Source organism: Plantactinospora sp. DSM 117369 (genome assembly GCF_053764795.1).
In genome coordinates, this window is sequence record NZ_CM132446.1 from 9,315,324 (window position 1) to 9,341,403 (window position 26,080).

The following is a 26,080-nucleotide window of genomic DNA, read 5'->3' on the forward strand; positions in this document are numbered from 1 at the left end:
GTCGCCGGTCGGCGGGTCAACCGCTGCCCTGGCGCGGCCCGGCGTGCGGGGACGGCAGGATCAGGCCGGCGGCCTGCAACTCGCCCTCGACGCGTACCCGCTCGATCTCCAGGTCGACGCCGTCGAGGTCGCCGAGGTGCTCGGCCACGCCCAGGCACCGGCTGGCCAGGCGCAGCCGGTCGTCGTACGCCTCCAGCACCGCGTCCTGCCAGAGCCGGGAGCGCCCGGCGAGGCTCAGCCGCTGGTCGCCCAGCCGGCGCAGGTCGGCGGCGATCCGCTCGATCGCCGGGTGGTCCACCCGGTCGAACTCGGTGAGGTCGACCTCGCGGGCGAGCGCGTCCACTTCGAACGCCCGGTCGAGGCGGTCTATCGCCCGGCGCAACCGGCGGCTGTCCCGGCGGTCGGCGAACCAGCAGGCGAACCGGTCGATCAGCTCGTCGGCGCAGATCAGCGCGGCCACGGCGGCCGGCAGGCCGGCTACGGCAAGGAGGGCCAGCGGCAGCGCGAAAGCATGCACGATGGCCACATCCTCCGACGCTAACCGGCGGCACCCCGGCCCGCCACCGGTTTTGCAATCAACGAATATTGCACCTTTGTCAACCTCCCTTGCGGTCCGCCGTGGCCGCAGGTGGAGAGTCGGGGCGGACCCGCCGCGCTGTTCAGGGTGGAAGGTTCATTCATCGGGTCGCCGGGGCGAGTGCCAGGCGCAGCCGCTCGACCGCCGCCCGGTCGCCGGCCCAACTGACGGCGTCGTCGGCCGAGCGCCGCCAGAGCCAGAGCAGCAACCGCTCCGGACTCGCGCTGATGGTCGCCGCCGGCCCGACCTCGGCCGGCGGGCCTTCTCCCGCCCCGGAGGCTCTGCCGCCGGCCGCGCCGGCACCGGCCGGCTTCCGGACCGGTGCCGCGTCCGGCCGGCCGTTCTGCACCGGCACCGCCGCTCCGCTCCGGGCGACCGATGCCCGGTCGGACGCGACCGTCGCACCGTCCGGGCCGAGCCGGACCAGCCAGCTCGCCGGCCCGGCGGTGGCCAGGACCTGGACCGCGGGATCGGGGAGAACGTCGGTGAAGTCCTCGGGCCACCGCCGCGTGCCGTATCCCAGGAGGATCCGCAGCAGCTCGTCGATGCCGTCGGCGGCGAGGTCGGCGGGGATCTCCGCGACCGGCTGGGCGGTCGCCAGTTCCGCGTCCACCCGGTGGATGACCGTCTCCTGCGCCATCCGCCGGAGCCAGAAGCCGACGGTCTGGTCCGGGTCGTACCAGGTGGGTGCGAGCGCGGCCGGATCCCGGCTGTCGAACTCGGCGCGCAGCGCGAGGCACGCCCGGTCGAGCAGCGCCAACGGCTCCTCCGCGGACAGCTCGGGCGGCCACGACGAGGGGATCCGCCCGGTCCGCATGCACTCCACCTTGTGCAGATAGACCACTGCGACGTGCCGGACCAGGTCGGCGACGGTCCAGTCCGGACAGCTCGGCACGGCCGCAGCCAGATCGGCGGACGCGACCTGACGCAGCCGGGCCTGGTCGGCGGCCAGGCACTCCAGTAGTCGCACACGCAGCATGAGGTCAGCTAACCAGAGGGGTCCGACGCCCGCAGGGTGCCGCGCCATCGACGCGCGACGGTCGACGGCGCGGCCCCGGGGCGCCGGACACCTCCGCCGGGTGCCTCACATGTCGGCGGGATGCACCACGTAGAAGCGGGGCAACGGGAGGATGCGCAGCCGGAGCCGGGTACCGGTACGGTGCAACTGCCAGATCAGTGCCGTACCGGCGGCGGTCAGCGAGATCAGACCGCCGATCCAGATACTCGCGCCGGCACCGAAGCGCTCGGCGATCCAGCCGATGATCGGCGCGCCGACCGGGTTGGTGCCGAGGAAGACCAGTACCCAGAGCGACATCACCCGGCCCCGGAACGCCGCGTCGACACCGAGCTGCACCCGCTGGTTGGACGCCTGGGCGAAGAAGACCATGAAGAACCCGGTCAGCGGCAGCAAGGCCACCACCAGCCAGTACGTCGGGGCGAGTCCGACCAGGGTGCCGCAGGCGCCGGTCGCCACGGCGGCGCCCAGCACCACCCAGACCGACGGCCGGCTGCGCCGGCCGCTGCCGGCCAGCGCCCCGGCCAGGGCGCCCACCGCGAGCGCGGTGGTGAACAGGCCGAACGAGGCGGCGCCGGTGTTGAAGGTGGTCTTGGCCAGCGCCGAGAGGGTGAGCTGGAAGTTGAACAGGGCCAGCCCCATCACCGACATCAGCACCATCGGCAGCACCAGGTCGGACCGGCGGGCGACGTACCGGAGGCCGTCGATCACCCGGGCGGAGCCGCGCTCGGCGAGCGGCGGCAGCTCGTCGCGGTGCAGCTCGGCCGAGCGCATCAGCACCACGAAGACCACCGGGGCGACCGAGCTCAGCGCGCTGACCAGGAAGACCGGGCCGACGTCGAAGAGCGCGATCCCCACGCCGGCCACCGCCGGGCCGATGATCCGGGCCGAGTTGAAGGTGGCGGCGGAGAGCGCCAGCGCGTTGGGCAGCAGCGGGGTGCCGACGAGTTCGGAGACGAAGGACTGGCGTACCGGAGTCTCGACCGCGTTCGCCACCCCGAGCAGCGCGGCGAAGACGAAGACGTGCCAGAGCTGCACGACACCGGTGATCACCAGCACGCTCATGCCGAGCGCCAGGAGACTCCAGGTGCAGTTGGCGACGAAGAGGAGCACGCGCTTGTCGTACCGGTCGGCGAGGCGGCCGGAGAGCAGGGTCAGCAGGAGCACCGGGGTGAACTGGAGGGCGATGACCACGCCGAGCGCGGAGGCCGAGTTGTCCGAGAGGTCCAGGACGAGCCAGTCCTGCGTGGTGAACATCATCCACACGCCGATCAGCTTGATGAGCTGACCGGTGGCGAAGAGCCGGTAGTTGCGAACCGTCAGGGACTGGAAGGTGGTGCTCAGCTTTGCCCGCACTCGGGGTGCGCCTCCTCGGGTCGTACGCGTCATCCCGACCTCCGGCCTCGACATTGCGGCCGGAAGGTCCTAGCGGACGAAGCGGACCCGGTCCTCTGCGGCGCTCAGTCGCGCGCCACCTTCTGCAGGATCTCCGCGGCGCGCTGGAGCGCGTCGCGGTCCTCCGGGGTCAGCTCGGCGAGCCGGCCGGCCAGCCACTCGTTGCGGGCCCGGTCGAACTGGGCGAGCATCGCGCGGCCGGTGTCGGTGGCCGAGAGGATGACCTGTCGGCCGTCGGTCGGATGGGGGGTGCGCTGCACGAGGCCGCGCTCCTCCAGCTTCGCGACGATCTTGGTCATCGTCGGCGGCTGGACCCGTTCGGTGTCGGCCAGTTCGCGGGGCGTCAGCGCACCGGCCAGCTCCAGGCTGGTCAGGGCGGAGAGCTGGGTCCCCGTGAGATCGCCGACCGGCCGGGTCTGCCGTACCCGTCGGTTGAGTCTGGTGATCGCATCGCGCAGCAACGTCGCAAGCTGCGCCGGTGGCATGCGCTTCGCCATCACCGTCCACTCCGTCACGGTCGTTAGCCTAACTAATAAGCTAGGCTAACGACCACCGATTATGACCACTGTCACCGAGACCCGGCGCCGTGCTGTTCCACAGGCTAGAACAGCACGGTCTCGATCGGGCCGCGCAGGAAGTAGACCACGAAGAGCGCGGCCACCCCGTAGAGCAGCGGGTGCACCTCCCGTGCCTTGCCCCGGGCCAGCTTGACCAGCACGAAGGTGATCACGCCGGCCCCGATGCCGTTCGAGATCGAGTAGGTGAACGGCATCAGCACGATGGTGAGGAACGCCGGGATGGCGATCTCGTAGTCGTTCCAGTCGATGGTCCGCACCGCGGTCATCATCAGGAACCCGACGATCACCAGTGCCACGGAGGCGGCCTCGAAGGGCACCACCACGACCAGCGGGGCCAGGAACATCGCCAGCAGGAACAACCCACCGGTGACCAGGTTGGCTGCCCCGGTCCGGGCGCCCTCCGCGACCCCGGCGGCACTCTCGATGTACGACGTGTTGCTCGACGTACTCGCCACACCGCCGGCCGCCGCGGCCACCGAGTCCACCAGCAGGATCTCCCGGGTACGCGGCGGCATCTTCTGCTCGTCGAGCAGCCCGCCCTCCTGGCCGACCGCCACCATCGTGCCCATGGTGTCGAAGAAGTCCGTGATCAGCAGCGTGAAGACGAACATCAGCGCGACCAGTACGCCGGCCCGCTGCCAGGAGCCGAGCAGGTCGAAGTGACCCAGCAGGGAAAGGTCCGGGGTGTCCACCACCCGCTCCGGCAGCGCCGGCACGTTCAGCGACCAGCCGGCCGGGTTGGGCTTCCCGTCCACCACCGACGGACCGACCTTGGCGATCGCCTCCACCACGATCGCCAGCACGGTCGAGGTGAGGATGCCGATCAGGATCGCGCCCTTGACCCGGCGTACCACCAGGACCAGCGTGACCAGCAGCCCGAGTACGAAGACCAGCGCCGGCCAGGTCACCAGCTTGCCGCCGATGCCGAGCCCGACCGGCACCGTGGTGTTGGCGGCGTCCGGGATCCGCCGGACGAACCCGGCGTCGACCAGCCCGATGATCGTCAGGAACAGTCCGATGCCCACCCCGATCGCGGTCTTGAGCTGCGTCGGCACCGCCCGGAACACGGCGGTACGCAGCCCGGTCAGCACCAGGACCGCGATGATCACACCCTCGATCACCACCAGGCCCATCGCGTCGGCCCAGGTCATCTGCGGGGCGATCTCGAACGCCACCAGCGCGTTGACGCCGAGCCCGGCGGCCAGGGCCAGCGGGAACCGGCCGACCACACCCATCAGGATCGTCATCACCCCGGCCACCAGGGCGGTCGCGGCGGCCAGCGCCGGGATGGCCAGCCTGGCGCCGTCGGAGTCGACCGCGTTGCCCAGGATCAGCGGGTTGAGCACCACGATGTAGGCCATCGTGAAGAACGTGGCGAGCCCACCGCGCACCTCCCGGCCCAGCGTCGAGCCGCGCGCCGTGATCTCGAAGTACCGGTCGAAGGCGTTACCGGCGCCGGACCGGCCGGCCGGCTTCGTCGGGGCGTTGTCCATCGGATCCTCGCAGGGGGTGTACGAGAGTGATCGGGGCATCGTTGATCGGGGCATCGTCCCAGATCACCGGTTACCGGCAAAGTCCTTCCCGGTTACCAACCCCCACCAGCACGGCCGTACGCTGGAGCGGTGCCCGAGGAGGAGCCGCGGATCGAGCCGCTCGACCCGCCGATGGTCCCGTTCGCCGTCGCCGGGATCGTGGTCTGGGCGGTCGTCGGGCTGGTGCTACTGGTCTTCTTCCGGGACTGGCTCGCCGACACCGGCCGCGAGCACTGGCTCTGGACCTGCCTGGCCGGTTTCCTCGCGGGCTTCCCCGGGCTGGCCGTGATGCTCCGGCACGACGCCAACCGCCGTCGCCGTCGCGCCGGCGGCTGAGGGAGTCCCCGTCGCGGGAGTCCTCGGTCAGCCGTGCCCGTACGGCTCCGGGGGCTCGGTGGCCCCGACCGAGCCGGGTGCCCGGCTGACCGCGACCGCCTCGACCTCACTGTCGTCGTAGATGGTCGGCAGCTCCTCGACCGGCGTCTCGGCCGACTCGACCAGCGTCTCGGAGTGCGCCCCGCAGCCGTGGTCGGCGCTGACCGCCCGGCCGTCGTCCGGGGCGAAGAAGTTTCCGCAGACGCCGAAGGACTGCCGCAGCGCGCCGGCCAGCGGGAGATAGAAGCCACAGGTGCCGCAGCGGGCGGCCCGCGGTGCGGCGACCGCGATCGGCGCGCTCGGCCCGTGATCGCCGTCGTACCACCGCTGGGCGGTCTCGATCCGGCCCTCCCGGGACATCACCCGGGGCCGCCCGAGGCCCAGCTCCCAGGCCGTCTCCTCCACCGCCGGATCGTCCGAGAGCAGGTAGCCGGGGGCGAGCCGCTCGTCGTCCGGCGGGGTGGGCAGCAGGTCGCCGACCCCGAGGTCGCCCGGCTGGAGCCGCTCCTGCCAGGGCAGCCAACTCGGCGCGAGCAACGCGTCCGGGCCGGGCAGCAGGAACGTCTCGCAGATCGTGACGTGCCGGCTGCGCGGCACCCGGGTCACCGTCACGGCCCACCGCCAGCCCTGGTAGCCGGCCATCTTGCACTCGAAGAGATGCGTCACGAGGCGGTCGCCCTCGGCGATCGCCCCCTGGTGGTCGCCGACGTCAGCCGGGTCGACCTCGGTGATGCCCTCCCGCGCCACGTCGACGGCACTGGCGCAGACCTGGTCGAGACGGACGGCTCTGGCCGCGGTGCTCCTGGTCACTCACCCATTCTTGCCTATCCTTGACGGCGGGTCGGCGGCACTCCCCGGCACTTTTCACCGCAGAGATATCTCGGCACAGATCCGACGGTCGTCGACCGGATGGGCGAGGATGATGCTCATGCCGTTGTTCACCCGCTCTGGGCGATCGGTCCCCGGGCGTGTCGTCGGTACGGCGATCCGGGCCGTGAGGCTGCTCTTCCGGGGTTCGCTCGGCAGCGCCCGCTGGACGACCCGCCGGGTCGCCCGGGTACGCGCCAAGGGCGCCGGCGGCGAGACCGGGATGGTCCGGCTCTTCGACCTGCACGCCGCCTCGTGTGCCGGCGACACGCTGATCACGATCGGCCTGGCCGGGACGATCTTTTTCAACGCCCCGCTGGGCGAGGCACGGAGCAAGGTCGCGCTCTACCTGTTGATCACCATGGTGCCGTTCGCGCTGCTCGCCCCGGTGGTGGGGCCGCTGCTCGATCACTTCCGGCACGGGCGCCGCTACGCCCTGGCCGCCACCATGCTCGGGCGGGCCTTCCTGGCTTGGCTGATCTCGGACTACATCCACGGCTTCGGCCTCTATCCGGCCGCCTTCGGCGTACTGGCGCTGTCCCGGGCGTACGGGGTGGCCCGGTCGGCGGCGGTGCCCCGGCTGCTGCCGGAGGGGATCGGACTCTCCCAGGCCGGCGCCCGGGCCAGCGTGTACGGCTCGATCGCCGGCGGCGTGGTCTTGCCGATCGGGTTGGCCGCGTTCTGGTTCGGTCCACAGTGGCCGCTCCGGGTCGCCTCGGTGATCTTCCTGGTCGGCATGGTGATCGCGTTGCGCCTGCCACCCCGGGCCGACTCCGACCCGCCGGAGACGGTGCCCAGGGCCTTCCAGGCGCTCCGCCCCGGCCGGAACGGGCGGGAACGGGCACTCAGCCGCAGCGGCCCCGGCGGCCGGCTGGTGATCAGTGCCCTGGTCGGCAGCGCCGTCCTGCGCGGCGTCTACGGCTTCCTGCTGCTCTTCCTCGCCTTCGCGATCAAGGCCGGCGACCTGGACACCGAACTCTTCGGCCGCCAGCACGGCGCGGAGGTCGCGCTCGGGGTGGTCGGCGCCGGTCTCGGCATCGGGACGTTCCTGGCCACCGCCCTGGGTACCCGGCTGCGCATCCACCGCCCGGTCGTGCTCCAGGCCGCCGGCCTGGTGGCGGTGACCGGGGTCGGGGTACTGGCCACACTGCGGTTCTCGCTGCTGCTGGTCGCCCTGCTCTGCCTGGTCACCGCCGTGATCAGCGGCATCGCGAAGCTGGCCGTCGACGCCTCGATCCAGGAACGGGTCCCGGAGCGGCTCCGGGCCACCGGGTTCGCGCACTCCGAGACGGTGCTGATGCTGGCCTTCGTGGCCGGCGGCGGGCTCGGCCTGGTACCGCTGGACGGCCGGCTCGGGGTCGGCCTGCTCACCGGCCTCGCCGCCGTCGGTACCGTCTGGGCGTTCGTCGTCGCCACCCGGCTGCGCGGCGAGCGGCTGTCCGGACGGGCGATGGCCGAGGGCGAACAGCCCGACGACCGGCGATCCGGCGAGGACCCGGCGCCCACCGGCGACCACTCGGCGCCCACCTCCCCGGCCCCCGTGGCCCACCGTCCCGAAGCCGACGAGCCGGCCAGCGACGTAGCGGCGGAGAGCGACGAGGACGCGCAGCTCGCGCCCCCCGGCTACCACATCTACCGGCCGTCGTCCGCCGTACCCGGCTCCGGACCGGGCGAGGAGGGCTCGCGCCGGGAAACCCGGGGGAAGTAGTGGGCGAGGCGATACTCGTGGTCACGGCCGTCGCGGCCGAGGCCGAGGCGGTACGTGCCGGCCTGGTCGCCGACGCGGTCACCGTCGAGCCGGTGGGGGTTGGCCCGGCCGCGGCCGCCGCCGGCACCGCCCGGCTGATCGCGCTGGCCGAGGCGGCCGGGAGACCGTACCGGGGAGTGCTCAGCGCCGGCATCGGCGGCGGCTTTCCCGGCCGGGCTCCGGTCGGCGGGATCGTGGTCGCGACCCGCAGCGTCGCGGCCGACCTCGGCGCCGAATCGCCGGACGGTTTCCTCACCCTCGACGAGCTGGGTTTCGGCACCACCACCCTGCCTGCCGACCCGGCTCTGCTGGACGTGCTCCGGTCCGGGCTGCCGCAGGCGGTCACCGGCGCGGTCCTCACCCTGAACACCGTGACCGGCACCACCGCGACCACCGCCGCCCTACTGGCCCGGCACCCGGACGCGGTGGCCGAGGCTATGGAGGGGTACGGGGTGGCCACCGCCGCCGTCACCGCCGGACTCCCCTTCGCCGAGCTGCGTACGATCTCCAACCCGATCGGGCCCCGGGACCGCTCCGCGTGGCGGATCGGCGACGCCTTCGCCGCCCTGACCGCCGCCTTCGCCACGGTCGGCCCGAAGCTCTGAGCCGACCGTGGCGCCGGGCTGGACCGGTTGCGCCGGCCCGGATCGGTTGCGCCGACGCTCCTCGTCAGTCAGGGCGGTGCAGGGTCAGCCGCACTGGCCGGCTCGACTCGGGCCGGAACCCGCAGCGGACCAGGAACTCCACGCCGTCGAACTCGGTGATGGCCTGGGCGACCCGGATCCCGGCCCGATCCATCTCGGCCAGCAGTTCGGTGACGAGTCGACGCCCGATGCCCAGCCCCCGGCACTCCGCGACGACCACTATCCCGTCCAGCACCACCTCCCGGTCTGGCTCGGCCAGGGAGCAGAGTTCGACCGGATGCCGCCCGCGCAGGTGGGCCCGCAGCTCACCGACCAGCCCGCCGTCGGGCAACTCGGCCACCCACTGCCAGCCACCGGGCGGGAGGCCCTCGGTCACCGGACGCAGCCGCACCAGACGGCGTACCTCCTCGCGCCAGCGTCGCCGGTCGCGCCGATCCCGGCACAGGTCGAAGGTCGCCTCCGGCACCCTGAGCGGCCATCGCTCGGGCGGCAGCGTGTACCAGTGCGCCCACCAGGCTCCCGGCCAGTCCTTCGGCCCGTACACGTCCCGCACGTCGAGGTGGGCGGGATAGCGCCGGCCACCCTGGTCGCGGCGGTGCTCGTGCGGATGCGGAGGCAAGCCGTCCAGCCCGAACGTGCCGCCGGCGGCCAGCACCAGCCGCTCGACCGTGCGGAACTTCGGATCACGGGCCCGCCCCGCCTCGATCCGCGAGATGGTGCTCTTCGGCACCCCCGCCAGGACCGCAAGCTCACGCTGGCTGAGATCGGCCTGCCGGCGGAGCTGCCGGAGCAGTCCGCCCAGGTCGACCGGGTCACCCTGCCCCGTCATGGGCATCGATAATTCCGGCACCCGGTCGAGTCCGCCAGCCCGCATCGTCGACCTGTGGATAACGGCACCAGGTTGTGGATAAACCCGTGGACAGCTGGTTGATCCGGACCCAGCACCGGACCAGTGCTATGTCGTTCCGCAGACTGTCGAGCTGCCCCGCCTGTGCACCCGGGGTCCACCGCCGCACCGACCACCACCGGTTCGCCGAGACCACCCGCCCCGTCTGTGCACCCAGCTCGACAGCTCCCACACCAACCACCCACCAGGGCCCAGACCCCACCGCCCCGCTCATGCACCCAGCTCGACAGCCCCCACACCAACCACCCACCAGGGCCCAGACCCCACCGCCCCGCTCATGCACCCAGCTCGACAGTCTCCGGGCGAGGGTGTTCAGGGGGCGGCGGCGGACGTGAGCTAACCAAGCGGACGTGAGCTAGCCAACCGGTCGCGGACGGCCGGATGGCGGCGGGAGCGGCCGGGTTAGCGTGGGACCCGTGCCGCTCTCCCTGGCGATCTCGCCCTGCCCCAACGACACCTTCGTGTTCCACGCCCTGGTGCACGGGCTGGTGCCCGACGCCCCGGCGGTCAACGTGACCTACGCCGACGTGGACGTCACCAACACCGCCGCCGAACGCGGGGCGTACGACCTGGTCAAGGTGAGTTACGCGGCGTTGCCCTGGCTGCTCGACGACTACCACCTGCTGCCCTGCGGCGGGGCGTTGGGCCGTGGCTGCGGACCGCTGGTGCTGACCCGGGGAGACCGGACGGGCCGCAGCGCCGACCTGACCGGGGCGACCGTGGCGGTGCCCGGCGACCGGACCACGGCGTACCTGCTGTTCCGGCTCTGGTCGGCGCAGCGACCACCGGCGCGGATCGAGGTGGTCCCGTTCCACGAGATCATGCCGGGCGTGGCAGCCGGCCGGTACGACGCCGGGCTGGTCATCCACGAGGCGCGGTTCACGTACCCCCGGCACGGGTTGACCGCCCTGGTCGACCTCGGCGAGTGGTGGGAGGCCGACACCGGCCTGCCGATCCCGCTCGGCGCGATCCTGGCCCGCAAGGGCTCCGTCGACCCGGCCGAGGCAACCGGCTGGATCCGCGACTCGGTACGCCGGGCCTGGGCCGACCCGGCCGGCACCGAGGAGTACGTGCTCGCGCACGCCCAGGAGATGGAGCGCGACGTGGTCGACCGGCACATCGCGCTCTACGTCAACGAGTTCACCGCCGAGCTGGGCGCCGAGGGCCAGGCCGCGGTCGACGCCCTGCTCGGCCGCGCGTCGGCCGCCGGACTGACTCCTCAGATCTCCAGTTCGCGGGCGACCGCGTGGACGAGCTGAGCCACCGTCTGCGCGGTCTTCCGGTCGGGGAACCGGCCCCGGCGCAGGTCCGGCTGGACCTTCGCCTCCAGTACCTTGATCATGTCTTCGACCAGGCCGTGCAGCTCCTCCGCCGGCCGGCGGCGAAGCTCCGCCATGGACGGTGGCGCGTCCAGCAGCTTCACCCCGAGCGCCTGCGCGCCCCGGCGGCTGTCCACGACGCCGAACTCGACCCGCTGGCCGCCCTTCAGGTCGGTGACACCAGCCGGCAGCGCGCCCTTCGGCAGGAATACGTCGCCACCCTCGTCACTGGTGACGAACCCGTATCCCTTGGCCGCGTCGTACCACTTCACTCGACCCGTCGGCACCTGAAGACCTCGACTCCCCTGATGAGATTTCTGTCCTCACAAGGCTAGCCGCATCAACCGCCGGAGCGCCTGCGGGAATCCGGTAAGGTCCGCGAGCACCAGGTCGGCGCCGGCCGCCCGCAGCTCGTCGCCGTCGTGCGAGCCGGTGGTGACACCGAGTCCGGGGATGCCGGCGGTCCGCGCCGCGAGCATGTCGGCGACGTGGTCACCGACATAGAGTTCCGCGCCGTGCGTGGTCAGCGCGGTCGCCTTCTCCGCCGCGAAGAGCTCGCCGACCAACTCGTCGACCTGCATGCCGAGGTGTTCCAGGTGCAGCCGGGCCAGCGGGCCGTACTTGCCGGTGACCACCACCACCCGCAGGCCCACCGCCCGTACCTCGGCCAGCGCCTCGACCGCGCCGGGCAGCGGCCGGGACATCGTGATCGCGTACTCCGCATAGAGCGACCGGTAGAGCTCGACGGCCTCCTCCAGCCGCTCCGCCGGAAACCAGTTCCGCAGTTCGGTGCGGAGCAGCGGGCCGAGCCGGGAGACCGCGGCGTCGGCGTCGACGTACACCCCGGTGGCGGCGGTCAGCGCCCGGTAGGCGGCGGCGATCCCGGGCCGGGTGTCGATCAGGGTCATGTCGAGGTCGAACCCGACCGCTGCGGCAGTCACGCCGCCATGATCGCACGCTCGGCGGAAACCACCCTCGGCTCCGCTCGGCGTCCGGCGCGCACGACGGGCGCCTGGCCGGATAGCGTGGAAAGACGATGACCACACTCGCCGACCACCTGCGGGCGCTGCCCGACGAGGCGCTGGCCGCCCTGTTCCGGCTGCGTCCGGACCTCGTCGTGCCGGTACCGACCGATCTGTCCGCCCTGGCGGTCCGCGCCCAGTCCCGGGTGTCGGTGGCCCGGGCCCTGGACGGGCTCGACGAGTTCACCCTGCGGATCCTGGACGCGGCCCGGCTCACCCGTGACCCAGATCATGGCGAGACCGCCACGGAGACGATCCTCACTCTGGTCGCCGGGACCGGCCGCCGGGTGGACCGGGCCGCGATCCGGTCGGCGGTCGACCGGCTCCGGGCGCTCTTCCTGCTGTACGGGCCGGAGGAGTCCCTGCGGATCGTGCCGGGCGTGGACGAGGTCTGCTCGCCGTACCCGGCGGGGCTCGGCCGGCCGGCGGCGGAGCTGGACCCGGAGACGGCGGCGCTGGTCGCGGACCCGGCCCGGTTGCGCCGGACCCTACTGGCCGCGCCGCCGCCGGCCCGGGCGATCCTGGACCGGCTCGCCGCCGGGCCCCCGGTGGGCACGCTGCCGGCCGCCGCCCCGCCCGGCGAGGGCGCCGCCGCCCCGGTCTCCTGGCTGGTCGACAACCGCCTGCTGGTGCCGATCACCGAGCCCAGCGGCCTGGCCGGCAAGCCGACCGCCGTCGAACTGCCCCGGGAGATCGGCCTGCTGCTGCGCCGCGAGTCCGGCCCGCTCGGCCCGCTCCGTCCCACCCCGCCGACGGTGGCCGGGACGGCCCGGGAGCCGAAGGCCGCCGACTCCGCCGGGGCCGGCCAGGCGATGGAGGCGGTACGGCACGCCGAGGCGCTGCTCGAACAGCTCGCCGCCGAACCCGCCCCGGTGCTCCGCTCCGGTGGGCTCGGGGTACGCGACCTGCGCCGGCTGACCCGGGCCACCGGGCTGGACGAGTCGACCGCCGCACTGCTGCTGGAGGTGGCGTACGCGGCGGGCCTGCTCGGCGAGTTGGACCTGCCCGGTGCCACCACCCGCAACGGCGCGGACCAGCAGATGCTGCCGGCCGCCGGCTACGAGGGCTGGCGGGACGGCTCGCTGGCACACCGCTGGGAGCACCTGGCCCGGGCCTGGCTCACCATGACCCGCCAGGTGGGGCTGGTCGGCCAGCGCGACGACCGGGACCGGCCGATCACCGTACTCTCCGCCGAGGCGGAGCGGGCCGGGGTACCGGCGGTGCGTCGGGCCGTCCTGGACGTCCTCGGTGACCTGGAACCCGGGGCGGCGCCGAGCGTCGACGAGGTGGTCGACCTGCTCGCCTGGCGCTCACCCCGGCGCAGCCTGGGCCGGGAGGCCGGGCAGCGGGAGGTACTGGCCGAGGCGGCACTGCTCGGCGTCACCGGGCTCGGCGCGCTCACCACGTACGGCCGGCTGCTGCTGGCCCAGTGGACCGCCGGGGAGACCCGGCCCGGCGAGCCCGGCGACGATCCGCTCGGCGTACGGCCGGACGCGGACGGTGCGGCCGGGGGCGGCTCCGCCGCGGTCCGGGCCCTGGACGCGCTGCTGCCGGCGCCGGTCGACCACTTCCTGGTGCAGGCCGACCTGACCGTGGTGGTGCCGGGGCCGCCGGAGCCGACCGTCGCGGCCGAACTGGCGACGGTGGCCGAGCACGAGTCGGCCGGCGGGGCCAGCGTGTACCGGGTCACCGGGGCGAGCGTGCGCCGGGCGCTGGACGCCGGGTACGCGGCCGAGGACCTGCACGCGCTCTTCACGCGCCGGTCCCGGACGCCGGTACCGCAGGGGCTGACGTACCTGATCGACGACGTGGCCCGCAAGCACGGCGGGCTCCGGGTCGGCTCGGCCGGGGCGTACCTGCGCAGTGACGACGAGGCGCTGCTGACCGAGGTACTCGCCGACCGCCGGCTCGCCCCGATGTCGCTGCGCCGGCTGGCGCCGACCGTACTCACCACCCCGCACCTGGTGGGGCGGCTGCTCGCCGCGCTGCGCGAGGCCGGGTACGCGCCGGTCTCCGAGGACGCCACCGGTGCGACGGTGCTGACCCGGCCGAAGGTACGCCGGGCGCCGGCCCGAGGCTCGGTCGCCAACCGGGTCGCCGATCCACTGGCGACGCCGAGACTGAGCCCGCCCCGGCTGCTCGGCATCGTGGAGCAGATCCGCCGGGGTGACGCCGCGGCCCGGGCAGCGCGGCGGGCGCCGAGCACGGTCCGAGGCGCAGGGCAGCCGGGCGGGGCGGGTCCGGGGATGCCGACCGCGCACGCGCACACCCAGGCGCTGGCCGTACTCCAGCAGGCGGTCCGGGACAAGGCGCTGGTCTGGGTGGGGTACGTCGACGCGCACGGCGCCACCGCGTCCCGGCTGGTCCGGCCGGTCTCCATCGGCGCCGGCTACCTGCGCGCCGAGGACGAGCGGACCGAGATGCTGCACACCTTCGCGCTGCACCGGATCACGGCGGCGGTGCTGGACGAGTGACCCGTCCGGCGTGACTCAGTCGCGGCGGTGCTGCCGGACCGAGCCGACCACGGAGACGATGAGCAGCAGGGTGAAGGCGGCGCCGAGCCCCTCGCCGAGCGAGTCGACGAAGCCCTGCTGCTGCACCAGCCAGCCGAAGAGCACCCAACTGGCCAGCAGCACCGCCACGGTGGCGTACGCCAGCACGGTGGCCCGGGAGACGGGCGCCGGGACGGGTGGAGGGGCGGTCGGGGGGTCTGTCTCGGACCTCACCTCGCCGTCGACCGTCATCTGCGAACCTCCCACCACCGCGGTCTGCCCGAGAGTCCAGACTCGCACCTGGCCGGCGGTTATGACAGGTTCACCGGCCGAAGTCGCGTCAGGTGCCCGGCCGGCGACCGATCACGTGCACCCGGGTCCCCACCTTGCCGAGTTGCCACATCCGGCGGGCGTCACCCGGCAGCAGGTTGACGCAGCCGTGTGAGCCGATCGCCTTGTTGTGCAGGTACGTCGTCGTCTCGTGGAAACCGATCCCGCCGACGAAGCGCTGCCAGTACGGCAGCCACACCTCGTACGGGTCCGACCACTCCTTGGTGTTCCGGAAGTTGATGCTGTAGGTGCCGGCCGGCGTGGCGTACCCGGACATGCCGGTGCGGGTGACGGTGGGCGGCATCACCACCTTGCCGCCGCGCATCGCCCAGACGGTCTGCAGGGTCAGGTCGACGCAGAAGGTCGTACCGCTGCCGGTCTTGCACCTGCCGGTGTCGGTGCGGGCCAGTCGCCGGGCCACGTCGGCGGTGGTCGGGCCGGCCCGGCCCTCGGCCGGCCGGATGTCGTAGCGGCGCTGGAACTTCTTGATCGCGGCGCAGTCGGCGGCCGACTGCCGGCCGTCGACGGTGACCTCGCCGAACCCGCCCAGCCGGGCCAGATAGCCCTCGACCTCGCGCTGCCGCTCCCCCTGCGGGCAGCCGGCCGGCGGCTTCGGCGAACCGCTGCGGGCCGGCTTCTTCGTCGGCGTCTTCGTGCGCGGCGACGTCGTCGGCGCGGGCTTGCCCCGGGTGGTACGCGGGCTGGGGGTGGCTGCTCCCTGATCCGGCGCGGGCGGCGCGCTCGCCCCCGTTGCGTCCTCCGCCCCGACCGGCGTGAGCCCCCCGGCGGCTCCCGACTGGTCCGACTGCGGATCAAACGCGCACGCACCGGCGCCGAACAGGGCGACTGCCACTAGAGTGATCAGACCGGTGCCGAGACGCGCCAGTACCATCTGCCCTCCCCAGAAGCCGTCGACAGCTAGACGCACGGGAGTACCGCTTCGGTTGCGCCAGGTGAAGAATTTTTCCGGTTCGTTATCCATCGTGCAAGACTGGAGGGTCGGCGCGTGGGACGCCCGACCTGGAACGGAAGGGCGTGCAGCGTGAGCGGCGGACCACTGATCGTGCAGTCGGACAAGACCCTGCTGCTGGAGGTCGACCACCCGGACGCGCTGGCCTGCCGGATGGCGATCGCGCCCTTCGCCGAGCTGGAGCGCTCGCCGGAGCACGTGCACACCTACCGGCTGACCCCGCTGGGCCTGTGGAACGCCCGGGCGGCCGGGCACGACGCCGAGGGCGTGGTCGACGCGCTGCTGCGGTTCTCCCGCTATCCGGTGCCGCACGCGCTGCTGGTCGACGTCGCCGAGACGATGGACCGGTACGGCCGGCTGCAACTCGTCGCGCATCCCACGCACGGCCTGGTGCTGCGGGCGGTGGACCGGATGGTGCTGATCGAGGTCGCCAAGAGCAAGAAGCTCGCCGGCATGCTCGGCGCGAAGGTGGACGACGACACCATGGTGGTGCACCCGTCCGAGCGGGGCCGGCTCAAGCAGGCGCTACTCAAGCTCGGCTGGCCGGCCGAGGACCTGGCCGGCTACGTGGACGGCGAGGCGCACCCGATCGAGCTGGCCACCGAGGGCACCGACGGGCGGCCTGCCTGGGAGCTGCGGTCGTACCAGCGGGAGGCGGTGCAGACCTTCTGGGCCGGTGGGTCGGGCGTGGTGGTGCTGCCCTGCGGGGCCGGCAAGACCCTGGTCGGGGCCGCCGCGATGGCCGAGGCGAAGGCGACCACGCTGATCCTGGTCACCAACACCGTCGCCGGCCGGCAGTGGAAGCGGGAGCTGATCGCCCGCACCTCGCTGACCGAGGAGGAGATCGGGGAATACTCCGGCGAGCGCAAGGAGATCCGTCCGGTCACCATCGCGACGTACCAGGTGCTGACCGCACGGCGCGGCGGCGCCTTCACCCACCTGGACCTGTTCGGCGCCCGGGACTGGGGGCTGGTGATCTACGACGAGGTGCACCTGCTGCCGGCGCCGATCTTCCGGTTCACCGCCGACCTCCAGGCCCGGCGCCGGCTCGGCCTGACCGCCACCCTGGTCCGCGAGGACGGCCGGGAGGGCGACGTCTTCTCGCTGATCGGCCCGAAGCGGTACGACGCGCCGTGGAAGGACATCGAGGCGCAGGGCTGGATCGCCCCGGCGGACTGCACCGAGGTACGCGTCACGCTGACCGACGCCGAACGGATGACGTACGCGGTCGCCGAGCCGGAGGAGCGCTACCGGGTGGCGGCGACCGCCCGGACCAAGCTCCCGGTGGTGAAGGCCCTGGTCGACCGGCACTCCTCCGACCAGGTGCTGGTGATCGGCGGCTACATCGACCAGCTCCACGAGCTGGGCGAGGCGCTGGACGCGCCGATCGTGCAGGGCTCGACCACCAACAAGGAGCGGGAGCGGCTCTTCGACGCGTTCCGGGCCGGCGAGATCTCCACCCTGGTCATCTCCAAGGTCGGCAACTTCTCCATCGACCTGCCGGAGGCGGCGGTGGCGATCCAGGTCTCCGGCACCTTCGGGTCGCGGCAGGAGGAGGCGCAGCGGCTCGGCCGGGTACTCCGGCCGAAGGCGGACCGCCGGCAGGCGCACTTCTACACGGTGGTCTCCCGGGACACCATCGACACCGAGTACGCCGCGCACCGGCAGCGCTTCCTCGCCGAGCAGGGGTACGCGTACACGATCGTCGACGCCGACGACGTACTCGGCCCGCCGCTGCCCAGCGTCGACTGAGCGGGGCGGGAGGCTCAGTACCCGTCGGGGTGGTCGCGCCACCACCGTTCCCGGTCGCGGCGCTCCCGCGCCAACCGCTCCCGCAGCGCGGCGAGTTCCCGCTCGCCCTCTGCGGCCAGCTCGGCCTTCTCCTCCTCGGAGGTCTCCGCCCAGCGCCGCGCGAACTGCTCGACCCGGGGGTTGAGCGCCGAGGCGAAGACCGGCGAGGTCGCTGTGTCGCGCAGTCCGCGCCGGCCGGCCAGCACGTCGGCCACCAGCCGGCGGAACTCCGGGTCGTCGGTCCGTTCGCTGAGAATCTTCAGCGAGTCGCGTAGCCGGTGGGAGAGCGCCGGGTCGCCCCCGGCGACGTCGAGCAGCGGTTCGTCGTCCTTCGGTGGTCTCATCTGCGGCTCCGGCTCACTCGCGGTGGTGGGAGACGGGCGGTTCGGCCGGCGGTCGCACCGCGGGATGGTCGTACTCCCTGGACGGCAGGTGCGGCAGGCTGGTGTCGCTCACCTGGCCGAGCAGGCCGGCGACCACCCCACTGAACGCCTGCACGGCGTTCCAGATGGTGCTGTGCAAGCTCAGAATCTGATTCCACTTCGCCACGGCCTGACTGGCGGTGAACGCGATGCTGGCCCCGCCGAGGATCGGGCCGATGACGGTGGGCGCCGATGCCGCCGTCGCGGCCATCTCGATGCCGATCGCGATCAGCAGATCCACGAGCCCTTCCAACAGACCCTTCAGGGCGCCGGCCGTCTCGTAGACGCTGAACGCCGTCACGTCCAACTGCCAACCGAGCTGGACGAGAACGCTGATCTGGTCCCTGAGCACCTGCCCGACGCCGCTGAAGTACTCGTCGGCGGCGTCGCGGGCGTTGCCCTCCCAGCCGTAGCCGACGACGGCGACCGCGGAGTTGAGGGCGCTCGCGCACGCCTCGTTGAAGGCGGCCAAGGTCTGCACGGCCTTGCCGGCCGTCTGCACCGCCTGCCAGTCGCCGGTGAACTGCTCGGCGGCCCACTGGAACGGGTTGGTGCCGATGACGAGGTTCATCGCCTCGCCCAGCCAGTACGACGGGCTGATGTACTGGGAAACGCCGAGGTAGTTCTCCAGGCTGTCCGGGATCGGGTCCTCGACCTTAGGATCGATCAGTTCGTCCAGCGGATCGGCCATGCCAAGTTGTCCTTTCTCCCCGCCGACGCTCAGTAGGTCCGGTCGAGCTGTTCGGCCGCCGCCGCGTCCGTGGTCTCGTAGAAGTGCGCGACCCGCTCGACCTCCTCGGCGGAGAGTCGCAGGACGTTCTCGAGCTGGGCGTAGGAGAGGTACAACTGGTTCTTGATCCTGGTGACGGCGTCGAACACCGTCTGGAACAGCGGTCCGGACGAGCCGCTGATCTCCAGCCATTTGTCGTTGTACTGCTGTGCGCCCACCGAGTCGTTGACCAGGTCGGTGAGCGCGGCGCCGAACTCGCGGATGACCGCCGGATCGGCCTTGAAGGACGGCACGTTTCCCCCCCGTACGGTTGTGCGGCACACAGTCGCGTCGAGGGTGCCAGGCACCGGCTTCAGATCGGCTTCACCTCATCGGCAGCTCCGGGCCGCCGTCGAGCAGCTCGATCAGCAGGTCGCCGTACTCCTCGATCCGGTCCAGCACCTCGGCGGCGGGAAACTGGCGGACGGCGCCCGGCTCGCCCTCGGCGGCGGCCTCGACCTCGGCCCAGTGCAGCGGGGTGGAGGCGGACGGCACCGGCTGGGCCCGCAGCGAGTACGGCGCCACGGTCGTCTTCGCCGCGTTGTTCTGGCTCCAGTCGATGAAGACCTTGCCGGGGCGGAGTCGCTTCGCCATCTGCGCCGTGATCGACTTCGGCGCCTCCCGGGCCAGCTCGTCGGCGACCCGCCGGGCGTACCCGGAGACGGTGTCGGCGGACTGCCGGCCCGAGATCGGGCAGAGCAGTTGCATGCCCTTGCGGCCGGAGGTCTTCGGGTAGCTCTCGACGCCGTCGGCGGCCAGCCGCTCCCGGATCAGCAGGGCGACGCCGCAGCACTCGGCCAGCCCCGCCGGGGCACCCGGGTCGAGGTCCATCACCATCAGGTCCGGGTCGGCGTCGACCTTCCACTGTGGGGTGTGCAGCTCCAGTGCGGCGAGGTTGGCCAGCCAGACCAGTGTCGGCAGGTCGTCGCAGACGACGTAGTCCAACTCCTCCCGGTCCTTGGACGAGCCGGGCGACGGCAGCCGCTCCAGGCGTACCCAGTCCGGGGTGCTGGCCGGGGCGTTCTTCTCGAAGAAGAACGCGCCGTCGACCCCGTTCGGGTAGCGGATCCGGGTCAGTGGCCGGTTGCGCAGGTGCGGCAGCAGCGCCTCGGAGACCCGGGTGTAGTAGGCGATCACCTCACCCTTGGTGAACCCGGACGCCGGATAGAGCACCTTGTCCAGGTTGGACAGCTCAAGGCTCCGGCCCTCGACCTCGACCCGTACCCGCTGTTCACGCGCCATCGACGTCCGCCACAGTCTTGTCGGTGCGCAGCCGGCGGATCCGGGGAAACCGCAGCCGGCCGTCCGGCGTGCGCTGGCCGTACTTCACCTCCACCACGATCTGCGGAGTTACCCAGATCGCGCCCCGGGCATCCTCCCGGGGCACCGGGGTCACGAACGGCGAGACGCCGGTGCGCAGCGGCTCCAGCACGGCCAGCAGTTCCCGCTCGATCGCCGCGCCGATCCCGCCGCCGACCCGGCCCCGGTAGACCAGCCCGCCGTCCGGCGCCGGCACCCCGACCAGCAGCCCGCCGATCCGGCGTACGCCGGGCCGCCAGCCGCCGACCACGAAGTCGTCGGTGATCTCCAGTTTCACCTTCACCCAGTCCGGCGACCGGACCCCGGCCCGGTAGACCCCGTCGACCCGTTTCGACACCACGCCCTCCAGCCCGTGCTCGCCGGCCGCCTGGTAGGTCGCCCGGCCGTCCGGGAAAACCGGCGGTACCGCCCAGCGCGGCCCGGCCAGGCCGAGCGCCTCCAGCGCCTCCCGGCGACGCCGGTACGGCCACCCGGTCAGGTCCGTCCCGTCCCGCCGCAACAGGTCGAAGATCATGTACGTCACCGGCAGGCTCGCCGCCAGCCGGGCGGCCCGGGCCGGCTCCCGGACGTGCATCCGCTCGGCCAGCGCGGTGAACGACGGCTGCCCCTGCTCGGTCAGCACCACCACCTCGCCGTCCAGCACCACGTCGGCCAGCCCCCGCTCGGCGAGCTGGGCGCGGAGCGCGGCAAGCTCCGGATAGGCGGCGGTGATCTGCACGCCGGATCGGGCGTAGAGCCGCAGCTCGCCACCGGCGAAGTCGGAGATCGCCCGTACCCCGTCCCACTTGAACTCATGCACCCAGCCGGGGCCTGCGGGCAGCTCCCCGGTGACCGCGAGCATCGGCTTGACCGGGGTGCCGGGCACGATCCTCACTCTAGGTCCGCGCCGAAACACTCGCGTCCGGTTCGATCCGGTGCGATCCTGGATCGAACCGGTCGTCCGCACCGGCATGGCGGGGGTACCGGCTGCTCGGGGGGCACTTTTCACTCGACGGGGTGAATATCCGCCCGGAGAGGGGAAGGTACTCAGATCATGCGGGCTATCTGGCGCGGAGCCGTCTCGTTCGGGCTGGTCTCCATCGGGGTACGGGTCTACTCGGCGACCGAGGAGAAAGACATCCGGTTCCACCAGGTGCACCGCACCGACGGGGGCCGGATCCGCTACAAGCGGGTCTGCTCGATCGACGGCGAGGAGGTCAGCTACGACGACATCGCCAAGGGGTACGACATCGGCGGCGGCGAGATGGTCATCCTCACCGACGAAGACTTCGCCGAGCTGCCGCTGAGCACCTCGCACGCGATCGACGTGCTGGAGTTCGTCCCGGCCGAGCAGGTCGACCCGATCCTCTACAACAAGGCGTACTTCCTGGAGCCGGACGGTGCGGCCGCCAAGCCGTACGTGCTGCTCCGGGACGCGCTGACCGACTCGGAGCGGGTGGCCATCGTGAAGGTGGCGCTGCGGCAGCGGGAACAGCTCGCCACCCTGCGGGTCCGGGAGGGCGTACTGCTGCTCAACACCATGCTCTGGCCGGACGAGATCCGCCGCCCCGACTTCGGCTTCCTGGACGAGGACATCAAGGTGCGCCCGCCGGAACTGGCGATGGCGAGTTCGCTGATCGACTCGATGGCCGGCGAGTTCGAGCCGGACATCTTCACCGACGACTACCGAGCCGCCCTTCAGGAGGTGATCGACGCCAAGGTCGAGGGCCGGGAGGTGGTGCAGCCGGAGGAGGTCGAGGAGGCGCCGGCGGCGGCGGTCGACCTGATGGCGGCGCTGCGCGCCTCGGTGGACCGGGCCCGGGCCGCCCGGGGCGAGGAGCCGGCCGGGGCCGGCGCCGGGCAGCCCACCCCGATCTCGGCCGCCAAGTCCGCGAAGGCGGCCGCGGCGAAGAAGGCCACCCCGGCCGCGAAGAAGGCGGCCAAGAAGACGGCGGAGAAGTCCACCGGGGCGAAGAAGGCGGCCGGGGCGAAGAAGGCGGCGACCAAGTCGGGTACGGCCAAGAAGGCCGCGGCGAAGAAGGCCGCCCCGAAGAAGGCTCCCCGCAAGACCGCCTGACCGCTCCGCCGCTGTCAGTACGCCGGCGGCAGGCCGAACGGGTACGCCACCGGCGGCGGAGTGCCGTTCCGCTCGGCGCAGTGGGCGGCCCGGGGCTCCGGCCCGGTGAACGGTGGGACGTAGCTGGTCAGCGTGGCGAGTCCGGTGGCGATCGCCACCGCGCTGGACTCGATGTCGAGTTCGACAAGGGTCCGGGCGAAGGGGGTACGGGCGCCCGCCAGTCGTACGGCGTTGCGCCACGCCTGCTCCCGCCAACTGACCAGCAGCCCGAGGGCGGCGCTGGTCGGGATGCCGGTGTCGAAGCCCTCCCGGTCGAGCCGGGCGATCAGTTCGGCGAGCAGCGGGTCGATCACGGCGGCGAGGATCTCGTTCACCTTGTCGTGGTCGGGTTTGCGGCTGCTGCCGTCCGGCGCGGTCAGCCCGACCCGTTCGAGCACGTACGGCAGGTCCCGGTTGATGTGCGCGTTCATCCCGAGCATCAGGTCACCGGCCCCGCTGAGCCGGCGGGACCGGGCCGCGTCCAGGGCGGCCAGCCAGGCTCCCGGTACGGTGGAGCGCCGCCCGGCGGCCCAGTCGTCGTACGCCCGGTAGTAGTACTCGGCGAAGAGCGCGCCCTCCCGGTTGACCCAGGCGTTGTCGGCGAAGTATCCGTCCTGGTCCCGCCCCCACTTGAAGCCCTGGGTGGTCCGCAGGTAGGCGAGCGTGAAGGTGGCGTGGTGGTCGCAGGACCGGCCGAGCGCGGCGAACCGCTCCCGCAGCCGCGCGATCGTGTCGTCCACGCATCCGGCCCCGCCGTCCGGGCAGGTGTCCGGGACGGCGGCCCGGACCACCGCCCCGTCCGGTCGGTACGGCGACGGCGCGGCGCCGGCCGGTGGGGCGGGCGGCAGCACTCCGGTCACGCCCAGCGCGGTCGCCAGCAGAGTCCGCGTCGCCGTCCACCGTCCCATGTCCGCCCCCCAGATGATGATCGACGTCAATGTCGACATCATTCCGAATCTGAGTGACCAGTCAGGAACCTTGGTCCGATACCCGACTCGACCAGCGAAAAGAGCCGGACCAGCCGCTACCCTGGCGGCCGATCCGGCCGGCGCAGGCCAGCGTGCCGCGCATGGTGTTCGGGCATGAATAGTTTCAAGGACGGCTCGCCGGACCTATCCGGTGGCATACGCGACTGTCAACACCTGCCAGGGGGTATTAGCCCCTTATCTGAAGATAATCCGCTTAGGCTGGACCCGGGATGGCCGCGCCGCGCGTACGGCCGGCGGCGCGCGACTGGGGCAGGATGGAGGCGTGGTGGATGCGGTGGTCTTCGACCTGGACGGCGTACTGGTGGACTCGGAACCGGTCTGGGAGCGGGTCCGCCGACGGCACGTCGACGCCTCCGGCGGCCGGTGGCAGCCCGACACCCAGCGCCGGCTGATGGGGATGAGCACCGGCGAATGGGCCCGCTACCTCGGCGAACTCGGCGTACCCGGCAGTGCCGAGCAGATCGCGACCGACGTGGTCGACAAGATGGCCCAGGAATACCAGAGCCACCTGCCGGTGATCGACGGCGCGCCCGAGGTGGTCCGCCGGATCGCCCGGCACTGGCCGCTCGGACTGGCCAGCTCGTCCCCGCGCCGGCTGATCGACGTGGCGCTGGACGCCATGGGGCTGACCGACCAGTTCCGGGCGACGCTCTCCACCGAGGAGGTGGCCCGGGGCAAGCCGGCCCCGGACGCCTACCTCGCGGTCGCGCAGCGCCTCGGCGTGCCGGCCGACCGCTGCGTCGCGATCGAGGACTCCAGCAACGGGGTACGCTCGGCGGCCGCCGCCGGGATGCGGGTGGTGGCGATCCCGCACGGGTCGTACCCGCTCGACCCGGACGCCGAACAGCTCGCCGCAGTGGTCCTGCGGCACGTCACCGACCTCACCGAGGAGACGGTGCCGCCGGCCCGGTCGCCGCGGATCCAGGAGATCTCCTGGGGCCGGATGGTGGTCGACGGGCTCGGCGAGGGCAAGGACTTCAAGCTCTATCCCGGTGGCGGCCGGCCCTGGGACTGGACCGAGACCGGCACCCGGCACGAGCCCGGGATCCAGCCGGCGGACGTCGAGGAACTGCTCGACAACGGGGCGACCCGGGTGGTGCTCGCCGAGGGCTTCGACGGGCGGCTCCGGGTCGACCCGGCGACGCTGCGGTTCCTCCATGAACGGGCGGCCGAGGTGCACGTGGCCCGGACCGACGAGGCCGTCGAGCTCTACAACAGCCTCGCCGCCCGGGAGCCGACGGGCGGCCTCTTCCACTCCACCTGCTGAGTCACTCCACCTGCTGAGTCACTCCACCTGCTGAGTCACTCCGGCTGCGCAGCGCTATCCCCGGCCCTCCAGCCGCGGCGAACACGAGGTCGGCGGTGCGCTTCCAGCTCGGCAGCCGGCGCAGACCGGCGGCCACGCCGACCCGGAACGGCGGCAGCCCGGCGAACGCCGGGCTCTCCCCGGCCGAGGTGGTTGTCGGGAATCAGGAACGAGTGCGCGACCGGCGCCAGCACCCCGATCTGGTGGCGTACGTGCCGCAGGTCGGGACGGGCGTCGATCTCTCCCGAACGGCCACGTCCGCCGGCCGATACCAGTACCTGTTCGCGAGCCTGTCGAGCTGCCCCGCTTGTGCGCCCAGCCCGCGACACCGAATCCACGGCGATCAGGTGCCCCGGCTGTGCACCCAGCTCTACAGTCTCTCCACCGGACTCCTCTGGCCAGCCCCGGGCCGGCCCTGCGACAGCGCCAGCCGGCCGCCGGTCACCGGACTCAACCGGGCAGCAGCAGCGACTTGCCGCTGGTACGCCGGCCTTCCAGGTCGGCATGTGCCCGGGGCGCGTCAGTGAGCGGGTACGTCGCGCCGATCCGGATCGACAGCCGCCCCGCGTCAATCCAGCCGAACAGGTCGGCGGCCCGACCGAGCAACTCGGCGCGGCTCTCGATGTGCTGCGGCAGGGTTGGCCGGGTCAGATAGAGCGAGCCTCCGGCGGCCAGCCGCTCGGTCTGCAACGGCGGTACCGGCCCGCTGCTGGCGCCGTACGCGACCAGCAGGCCACGGCGGCGCAGCGCGGCCAGGCTGTCGTCGAAGGTGGTCCGGCCGACCCCGTCGTAGACCACCGCCGCACCGGCACCGCCGGTCACCTCGCGGACGGTGTCCAGGAACGTGTCGTACCGGGCGACGTGGTCCGCGCCCGCCTGACGGGCCAGTTCGGCCTTCTCGTCCGTCGAGGTGGTGCCCACGACGACGCCACCGCGCAGCTTGACGAGCTGGGTGAGCAGCAGCCCGACCCCACCGGCCGCCGAGTGCACCACGACCGGCTCGCCGGCCGTCACCGGATGGGTGGTGTGCGACAGGTAGTGCGCGGTGAGCCCCTGCATCATCGCCGCCGCCGCGACCGGGAAGTCGACGTGCTCGGGTACCGGCACCGCCCGCTCGGCCGGGATCGCGACCTGCTCGGCGTACCCGCCGGGCACGCTCACCCAGGCCACCCGGTCGCCCATCGCGAAACCCTCGACCCCGGGCCCGAGCGCCGCGACCGTGCCGGCGCCCTCCTGCCCCGGCACCGCCGGCAGGTCGCCCGCGTACGGCTGGACGCCCTGCCGCTGGTAGACGTCGGTGAAGTTGACCCCGACGGCGGCGACGTCGACGAGGAGCTGACCGGCGCCGAGCTGCGGCGTCGGGGCGTCCACGATCTCCAGGACCTCCGGTCCGCCGTGTCGCCGCATCAGCACTGCCCGCATGCGGCCATCGTCTCCCGTACGCCGCCCCGGCACCCCCGGATCGCCGCGATCGGGCGGGAGGCTCTGGCGAGTCGTCGGCGCGTCCGGCCCGGCTGTCCGCCGCCCGGGCGCCGGGCGGACCGGTGTCGGCTTTCCGACCGGATCGGTCGGTGGGGTGGGACGGCTCCGGCCGGCAGCCGCGCCCGGCGGGGACCCC

General features: G+C 72.8%; 26 protein-coding genes and 1 pseudogene. 9 read left to right on the forward strand and 18 right to left on the reverse strand.

The window, feature by feature from the left end; genetic code table 11:
• Positions 1-16: 16 nt before the first annotated feature.
• From ACSMXO_RS39960 to ACSMXO_RS39980, 5 genes are all read right to left on the reverse strand, one after another.
• Complete coding sequence (locus ACSMXO_RS39960; RefSeq protein WP_455415916.1) at positions 17-526, reverse strand: hypothetical protein; 510 nt, start codon at positions 524-526, stop codon at positions 17-19.
• 151 nt (positions 527-677) lie between these two features.
• On the reverse strand, positions 678-1,556 hold the full coding sequence (locus tag ACSMXO_RS39965; RefSeq protein WP_455415917.1) for a maleylpyruvate isomerase N-terminal domain-containing protein: 879 nt from the start codon (positions 1,554-1,556) through the stop codon (positions 678-680).
• Positions 1,557-1,661: 105 nt separating this feature from the next.
• Positions 1,662-2,948: an MFS transporter gene (locus tag ACSMXO_RS39970; RefSeq protein WP_346257144.1), complete on the reverse strand. Its 1,287-nt coding sequence runs from the start codon at positions 2,946-2,948 to the stop codon at positions 1,662-1,664.
• Positions 2,949-3,052: 104 nt separating this feature from the next.
• Entirely contained in the window at positions 3,053-3,502 is a 450-nt protein-coding gene (locus ACSMXO_RS39975; RefSeq protein ID WP_318398805.1) for a MarR family winged helix-turn-helix transcriptional regulator, read from the reverse strand.
• Between the two features lie 86 nt (positions 3,503-3,588).
• Complete coding sequence (locus ACSMXO_RS39980) at positions 3,589-5,058, reverse strand: NCS2 family permease (RefSeq protein ID WP_455419417.1); 1,470 nt, start codon at positions 5,056-5,058, stop codon at positions 3,589-3,591.
• 171 nt (positions 5,059-5,229) lie between these two features.
• Here ACSMXO_RS39980 and ACSMXO_RS39985 point away from each other — a divergent pair, with 171 nt between their 5' ends.
• Positions 5,230-5,433, forward strand: a complete 204-nt coding sequence (locus tag ACSMXO_RS39985; protein ID WP_346257330.1) for a DUF2530 domain-containing protein — start codon at positions 5,230-5,232, stop codon at positions 5,431-5,433.
• A gap of 27 nt (positions 5,434-5,460) precedes the next feature.
• Here the strand turns inward: ACSMXO_RS39985 and ACSMXO_RS39990 are convergent, their stop codons facing one another.
• Positions 5,461-6,282, reverse strand: coding sequence for a DUF3027 domain-containing protein (locus tag ACSMXO_RS39990; protein ID WP_455415918.1), 822 nt, complete (start codon positions 6,280-6,282; stop codon positions 5,461-5,463).
• 118 nt (positions 6,283-6,400) lie between these two features.
• On the opposite strand from ACSMXO_RS39990, the gene ACSMXO_RS39995 reads away from it, so the two are divergent.
• Together ACSMXO_RS39995 and ACSMXO_RS40000 are read left to right on the forward strand one after the other, a co-directional pair.
• On the forward strand, positions 6,401-8,047 hold the full coding sequence (locus ACSMXO_RS39995) for an MFS transporter (protein WP_455415919.1): 1,647 nt from the start codon (positions 6,401-6,403) through the stop codon (positions 8,045-8,047).
• Positions 8,047-8,691 carry a futalosine hydrolase gene (locus ACSMXO_RS40000; protein WP_455415920.1) on the forward strand — a complete coding sequence of 215 codons (645 nt, stop codon included), beginning with the start codon at positions 8,047-8,049 and terminating at the stop codon, positions 8,689-8,691. The genes ACSMXO_RS39995 and ACSMXO_RS40000 overlap by 1 nt, the downstream gene beginning before the upstream one ends.
• Positions 8,692-8,755: 64 nt before the next feature.
• On the opposite strand, the gene ACSMXO_RS40005 is transcribed toward ACSMXO_RS40000, so the two are convergent.
• Positions 8,756-9,559: a GNAT family N-acetyltransferase gene (locus ACSMXO_RS40005; RefSeq protein WP_455415921.1), complete on the reverse strand. Its 804-nt coding sequence runs from the start codon at positions 9,557-9,559 to the stop codon at positions 8,756-8,758.
• 494 nt (positions 9,560-10,053) lie between these two features.
• On the opposite strand from ACSMXO_RS40005, the gene ACSMXO_RS40010 reads away from it, so the two are divergent.
• Positions 10,054-10,896 carry a 1,4-dihydroxy-6-naphthoate synthase gene (locus tag ACSMXO_RS40010; protein WP_455415922.1) on the forward strand — a complete coding sequence of 281 codons (843 nt, stop codon included), beginning with the start codon at positions 10,054-10,056 and terminating at the stop codon, positions 10,894-10,896.
• On the opposite strand, the gene ACSMXO_RS40015 is transcribed toward ACSMXO_RS40010, so the two are convergent.
• A complete protein-coding gene (locus tag ACSMXO_RS40015; RefSeq protein ID WP_101368382.1) occupies positions 10,857-11,243 on the reverse strand; it encodes a cold-shock protein in 387 nt (128 codons plus the stop codon). The two genes, ACSMXO_RS40010 and ACSMXO_RS40015, sit on opposite strands and share 40 nt — an antisense overlap.
• A 36-nt stretch (positions 11,244-11,279) precedes the next feature.
• The gene (locus ACSMXO_RS40020; protein WP_455419418.1) at positions 11,280-11,864 is read right to left on the reverse strand and encodes an HAD family hydrolase; all 585 of its coding nucleotides are present in this window, start codon (positions 11,862-11,864) and stop codon (positions 11,280-11,282) included.
• A gap of 128 nt (positions 11,865-11,992) precedes the next feature.
• Here ACSMXO_RS40020 and ACSMXO_RS40025 point away from each other — a divergent pair, with 128 nt between their 5' ends.
• Positions 11,993-14,452, forward strand: a complete 2,460-nt coding sequence (locus ACSMXO_RS40025; RefSeq protein ID WP_455415923.1) for a helicase-associated domain-containing protein — start codon at positions 11,993-11,995, stop codon at positions 14,450-14,452.
• Between the two features lie 15 nt (positions 14,453-14,467).
• Here the strand turns inward: ACSMXO_RS40025 and ACSMXO_RS40030 are convergent, their stop codons facing one another.
• Entirely contained in the window at positions 14,468-14,722 is a 255-nt protein-coding gene (locus ACSMXO_RS40030) for a hypothetical protein (RefSeq protein ID WP_455415924.1), read from the reverse strand.
• A gap of 88 nt (positions 14,723-14,810) precedes the next feature.
• Positions 14,811-15,692, reverse strand: a complete 882-nt coding sequence (locus ACSMXO_RS40035; protein ID WP_455415925.1) for a L,D-transpeptidase family protein — start codon at positions 15,690-15,692, stop codon at positions 14,811-14,813.
• A 150-nt stretch (positions 15,693-15,842) separates the two neighbouring features.
• Between ACSMXO_RS40035 and ACSMXO_RS40040 the strand changes: the two genes are divergently transcribed.
• The gene (locus ACSMXO_RS40040; protein WP_455415926.1) at positions 15,843-17,522 is read left to right on the forward strand and encodes a DNA repair helicase XPB; all 1,680 of its coding nucleotides are present in this window, start codon (positions 15,843-15,845) and stop codon (positions 17,520-17,522) included.
• Between the two features lie 14 nt (positions 17,523-17,536).
• Here ACSMXO_RS40040 and ACSMXO_RS40045 read toward each other — a convergent pair whose 3' ends face one another.
• The 5 genes from ACSMXO_RS40045 to ligD (ACSMXO_RS40065) form a co-directional block, all read right to left on the reverse strand.
• Positions 17,537-17,905 carry a hypothetical protein gene (locus ACSMXO_RS40045; RefSeq protein WP_455415927.1) on the reverse strand — a complete coding sequence of 123 codons (369 nt, stop codon included), beginning with the start codon at positions 17,903-17,905 and terminating at the stop codon, positions 17,537-17,539.
• 13 nt (positions 17,906-17,918) lie between these two features.
• On the reverse strand, positions 17,919-18,674 hold the full coding sequence (locus ACSMXO_RS40050; protein WP_455415928.1) for a WXG100 family type VII secretion target: 756 nt from the start codon (positions 18,672-18,674) through the stop codon (positions 17,919-17,921).
• 29 nt (positions 18,675-18,703) lie between these two features.
• On the reverse strand, positions 18,704-19,006 hold the full coding sequence (locus ACSMXO_RS40055; RefSeq protein WP_455415929.1) for a hypothetical protein: 303 nt from the start codon (positions 19,004-19,006) through the stop codon (positions 18,704-18,706).
• Positions 19,007-19,076: 70 nt separating this feature from the next.
• Positions 19,077-19,994: a non-homologous end-joining DNA ligase gene (gene ligD, locus ACSMXO_RS40060; RefSeq protein ID WP_455415930.1), complete on the reverse strand. Its 918-nt coding sequence runs from the start codon at positions 19,992-19,994 to the stop codon at positions 19,077-19,079.
• Positions 19,984-20,937, reverse strand: a complete 954-nt coding sequence (ligD, locus tag ACSMXO_RS40065; RefSeq protein ID WP_346257129.1) for a non-homologous end-joining DNA ligase — start codon at positions 20,935-20,937, stop codon at positions 19,984-19,986. The genes ligD (ACSMXO_RS40060) and ligD (ACSMXO_RS40065) overlap by 11 nt, the downstream gene beginning before the upstream one ends.
• Before the next feature lie 168 nt (positions 20,938-21,105).
• Here ligD (ACSMXO_RS40065) and ku point away from each other — a divergent pair, with 168 nt between their 5' ends.
• A complete protein-coding gene (gene ku, locus ACSMXO_RS40070; RefSeq protein WP_455415931.1) occupies positions 21,106-22,128 on the forward strand; it encodes a non-homologous end joining protein Ku in 1,023 nt (340 codons plus the stop codon).
• Between the two features lie 14 nt (positions 22,129-22,142).
• Here ku and ACSMXO_RS40075 read toward each other — a convergent pair whose 3' ends face one another.
• Positions 22,143-23,105 carry a DUF5995 family protein gene (locus ACSMXO_RS40075; RefSeq protein ID WP_455415932.1) on the reverse strand — a complete coding sequence of 321 codons (963 nt, stop codon included), beginning with the start codon at positions 23,103-23,105 and terminating at the stop codon, positions 22,143-22,145.
• Between the two features lie 313 nt (positions 23,106-23,418).
• On the opposite strand from ACSMXO_RS40075, the pseudogene ACSMXO_RS40080 reads away from it, so the two are divergent.
• Together ACSMXO_RS40080 and ACSMXO_RS40085 are read left to right on the forward strand one after the other, a co-directional pair.
• Positions 23,419-24,075 (forward strand): annotated as a pseudogene (locus ACSMXO_RS40080) (HAD family hydrolase); the annotation flags it as partial.
• Positions 24,052-24,423 (forward strand): Mth938-like domain-containing protein, encoded by a 372-nt coding sequence (locus ACSMXO_RS40085; protein WP_346257329.1) that lies wholly within the window; start codon positions 24,052-24,054, stop codon positions 24,421-24,423. The pseudogene ACSMXO_RS40080 and the gene ACSMXO_RS40085, both read left to right, overlap by 24 nt.
• Before the next feature lie 489 nt (positions 24,424-24,912).
• On the opposite strand, the gene ACSMXO_RS40090 is transcribed toward ACSMXO_RS40085, so the two are convergent.
• Positions 24,913-25,884: a quinone oxidoreductase family protein gene (locus ACSMXO_RS40090; RefSeq protein WP_455415933.1), complete on the reverse strand. Its 972-nt coding sequence runs from the start codon at positions 25,882-25,884 to the stop codon at positions 24,913-24,915.
• Positions 25,885-26,080 lie beyond the last annotated feature (196 nt).

Excerpts from the sequence above, each read along its gene's own strand:
- ACSMXO_RS40050 (WP_455415928.1), bottom strand. The coding sequence starts at position 18,674 with ATGGCCGATCCGCTGGACGAACTGATCGATCCTAAGGTCGAGGACCCG.
- ACSMXO_RS40045 (WP_455415927.1), bottom strand. The coding sequence starts at position 17,905 with ATGAGACCACCGAAGGACGACGAACCGCTGCTCGACGTCGCCGGGGGC.
- ACSMXO_RS40025 (WP_455415923.1), top strand. The coding sequence starts at position 11,993 with ATGACCACACTCGCCGACCACCTGCGGGCGCTGCCCGACGAGGCGCTG.
- ACSMXO_RS40020 (WP_455419418.1), bottom strand. The coding sequence starts at position 11,864 with ATGACCCTGATCGACACCCGGCCCGGGATCGCCGCCGCCTACCGGGCG.
- ku (WP_455415931.1), top strand. The coding sequence starts at position 21,106 with ATGCGGGCTATCTGGCGCGGAGCCGTCTCGTTCGGGCTGGTCTCCATC.
- ligD (WP_455415930.1), bottom strand. The coding sequence starts at position 19,994 with ATGGCGCGTGAACAGCGGGTACGGGTCGAGGTCGAGGGCCGGAGCCTT.
- ACSMXO_RS39995 (WP_455415919.1), top strand. The coding sequence starts at position 6,401 with ATGCCGTTGTTCACCCGCTCTGGGCGATCGGTCCCCGGGCGTGTCGTC.
- ACSMXO_RS39965 (WP_455415917.1), bottom strand. The coding sequence starts at position 1,556 with ATGCTGCGTGTGCGACTACTGGAGTGCCTGGCCGCCGACCAGGCCCGG.
- ACSMXO_RS40030 (WP_455415924.1), bottom strand. The coding sequence starts at position 14,722 with ATGACGGTCGACGGCGAGGTGAGGTCCGAGACAGACCCCCCGACCGCC.
- ACSMXO_RS39985 (WP_346257330.1), top strand. The coding sequence starts at position 5,230 with ATGGTCCCGTTCGCCGTCGCCGGGATCGTGGTCTGGGCGGTCGTCGGG.
- ACSMXO_RS40035 (WP_455415925.1), bottom strand. The coding sequence starts at position 15,692 with ATGGTACTGGCGCGTCTCGGCACCGGTCTGATCACTCTAGTGGCAGTC.
- ACSMXO_RS40090 (WP_455415933.1), bottom strand. The coding sequence starts at position 25,884 with ATGCGGGCAGTGCTGATGCGGCGACACGGCGGACCGGAGGTCCTGGAG.
- ACSMXO_RS40005 (WP_455415921.1), bottom strand. The coding sequence starts at position 9,559 with ATGACGGGGCAGGGTGACCCGGTCGACCTGGGCGGACTGCTCCGGCAG.
- ACSMXO_RS39980 (WP_455419417.1), bottom strand. The coding sequence starts at position 5,058 with ATGGACAACGCCCCGACGAAGCCGGCCGGCCGGTCCGGCGCCGGTAAC.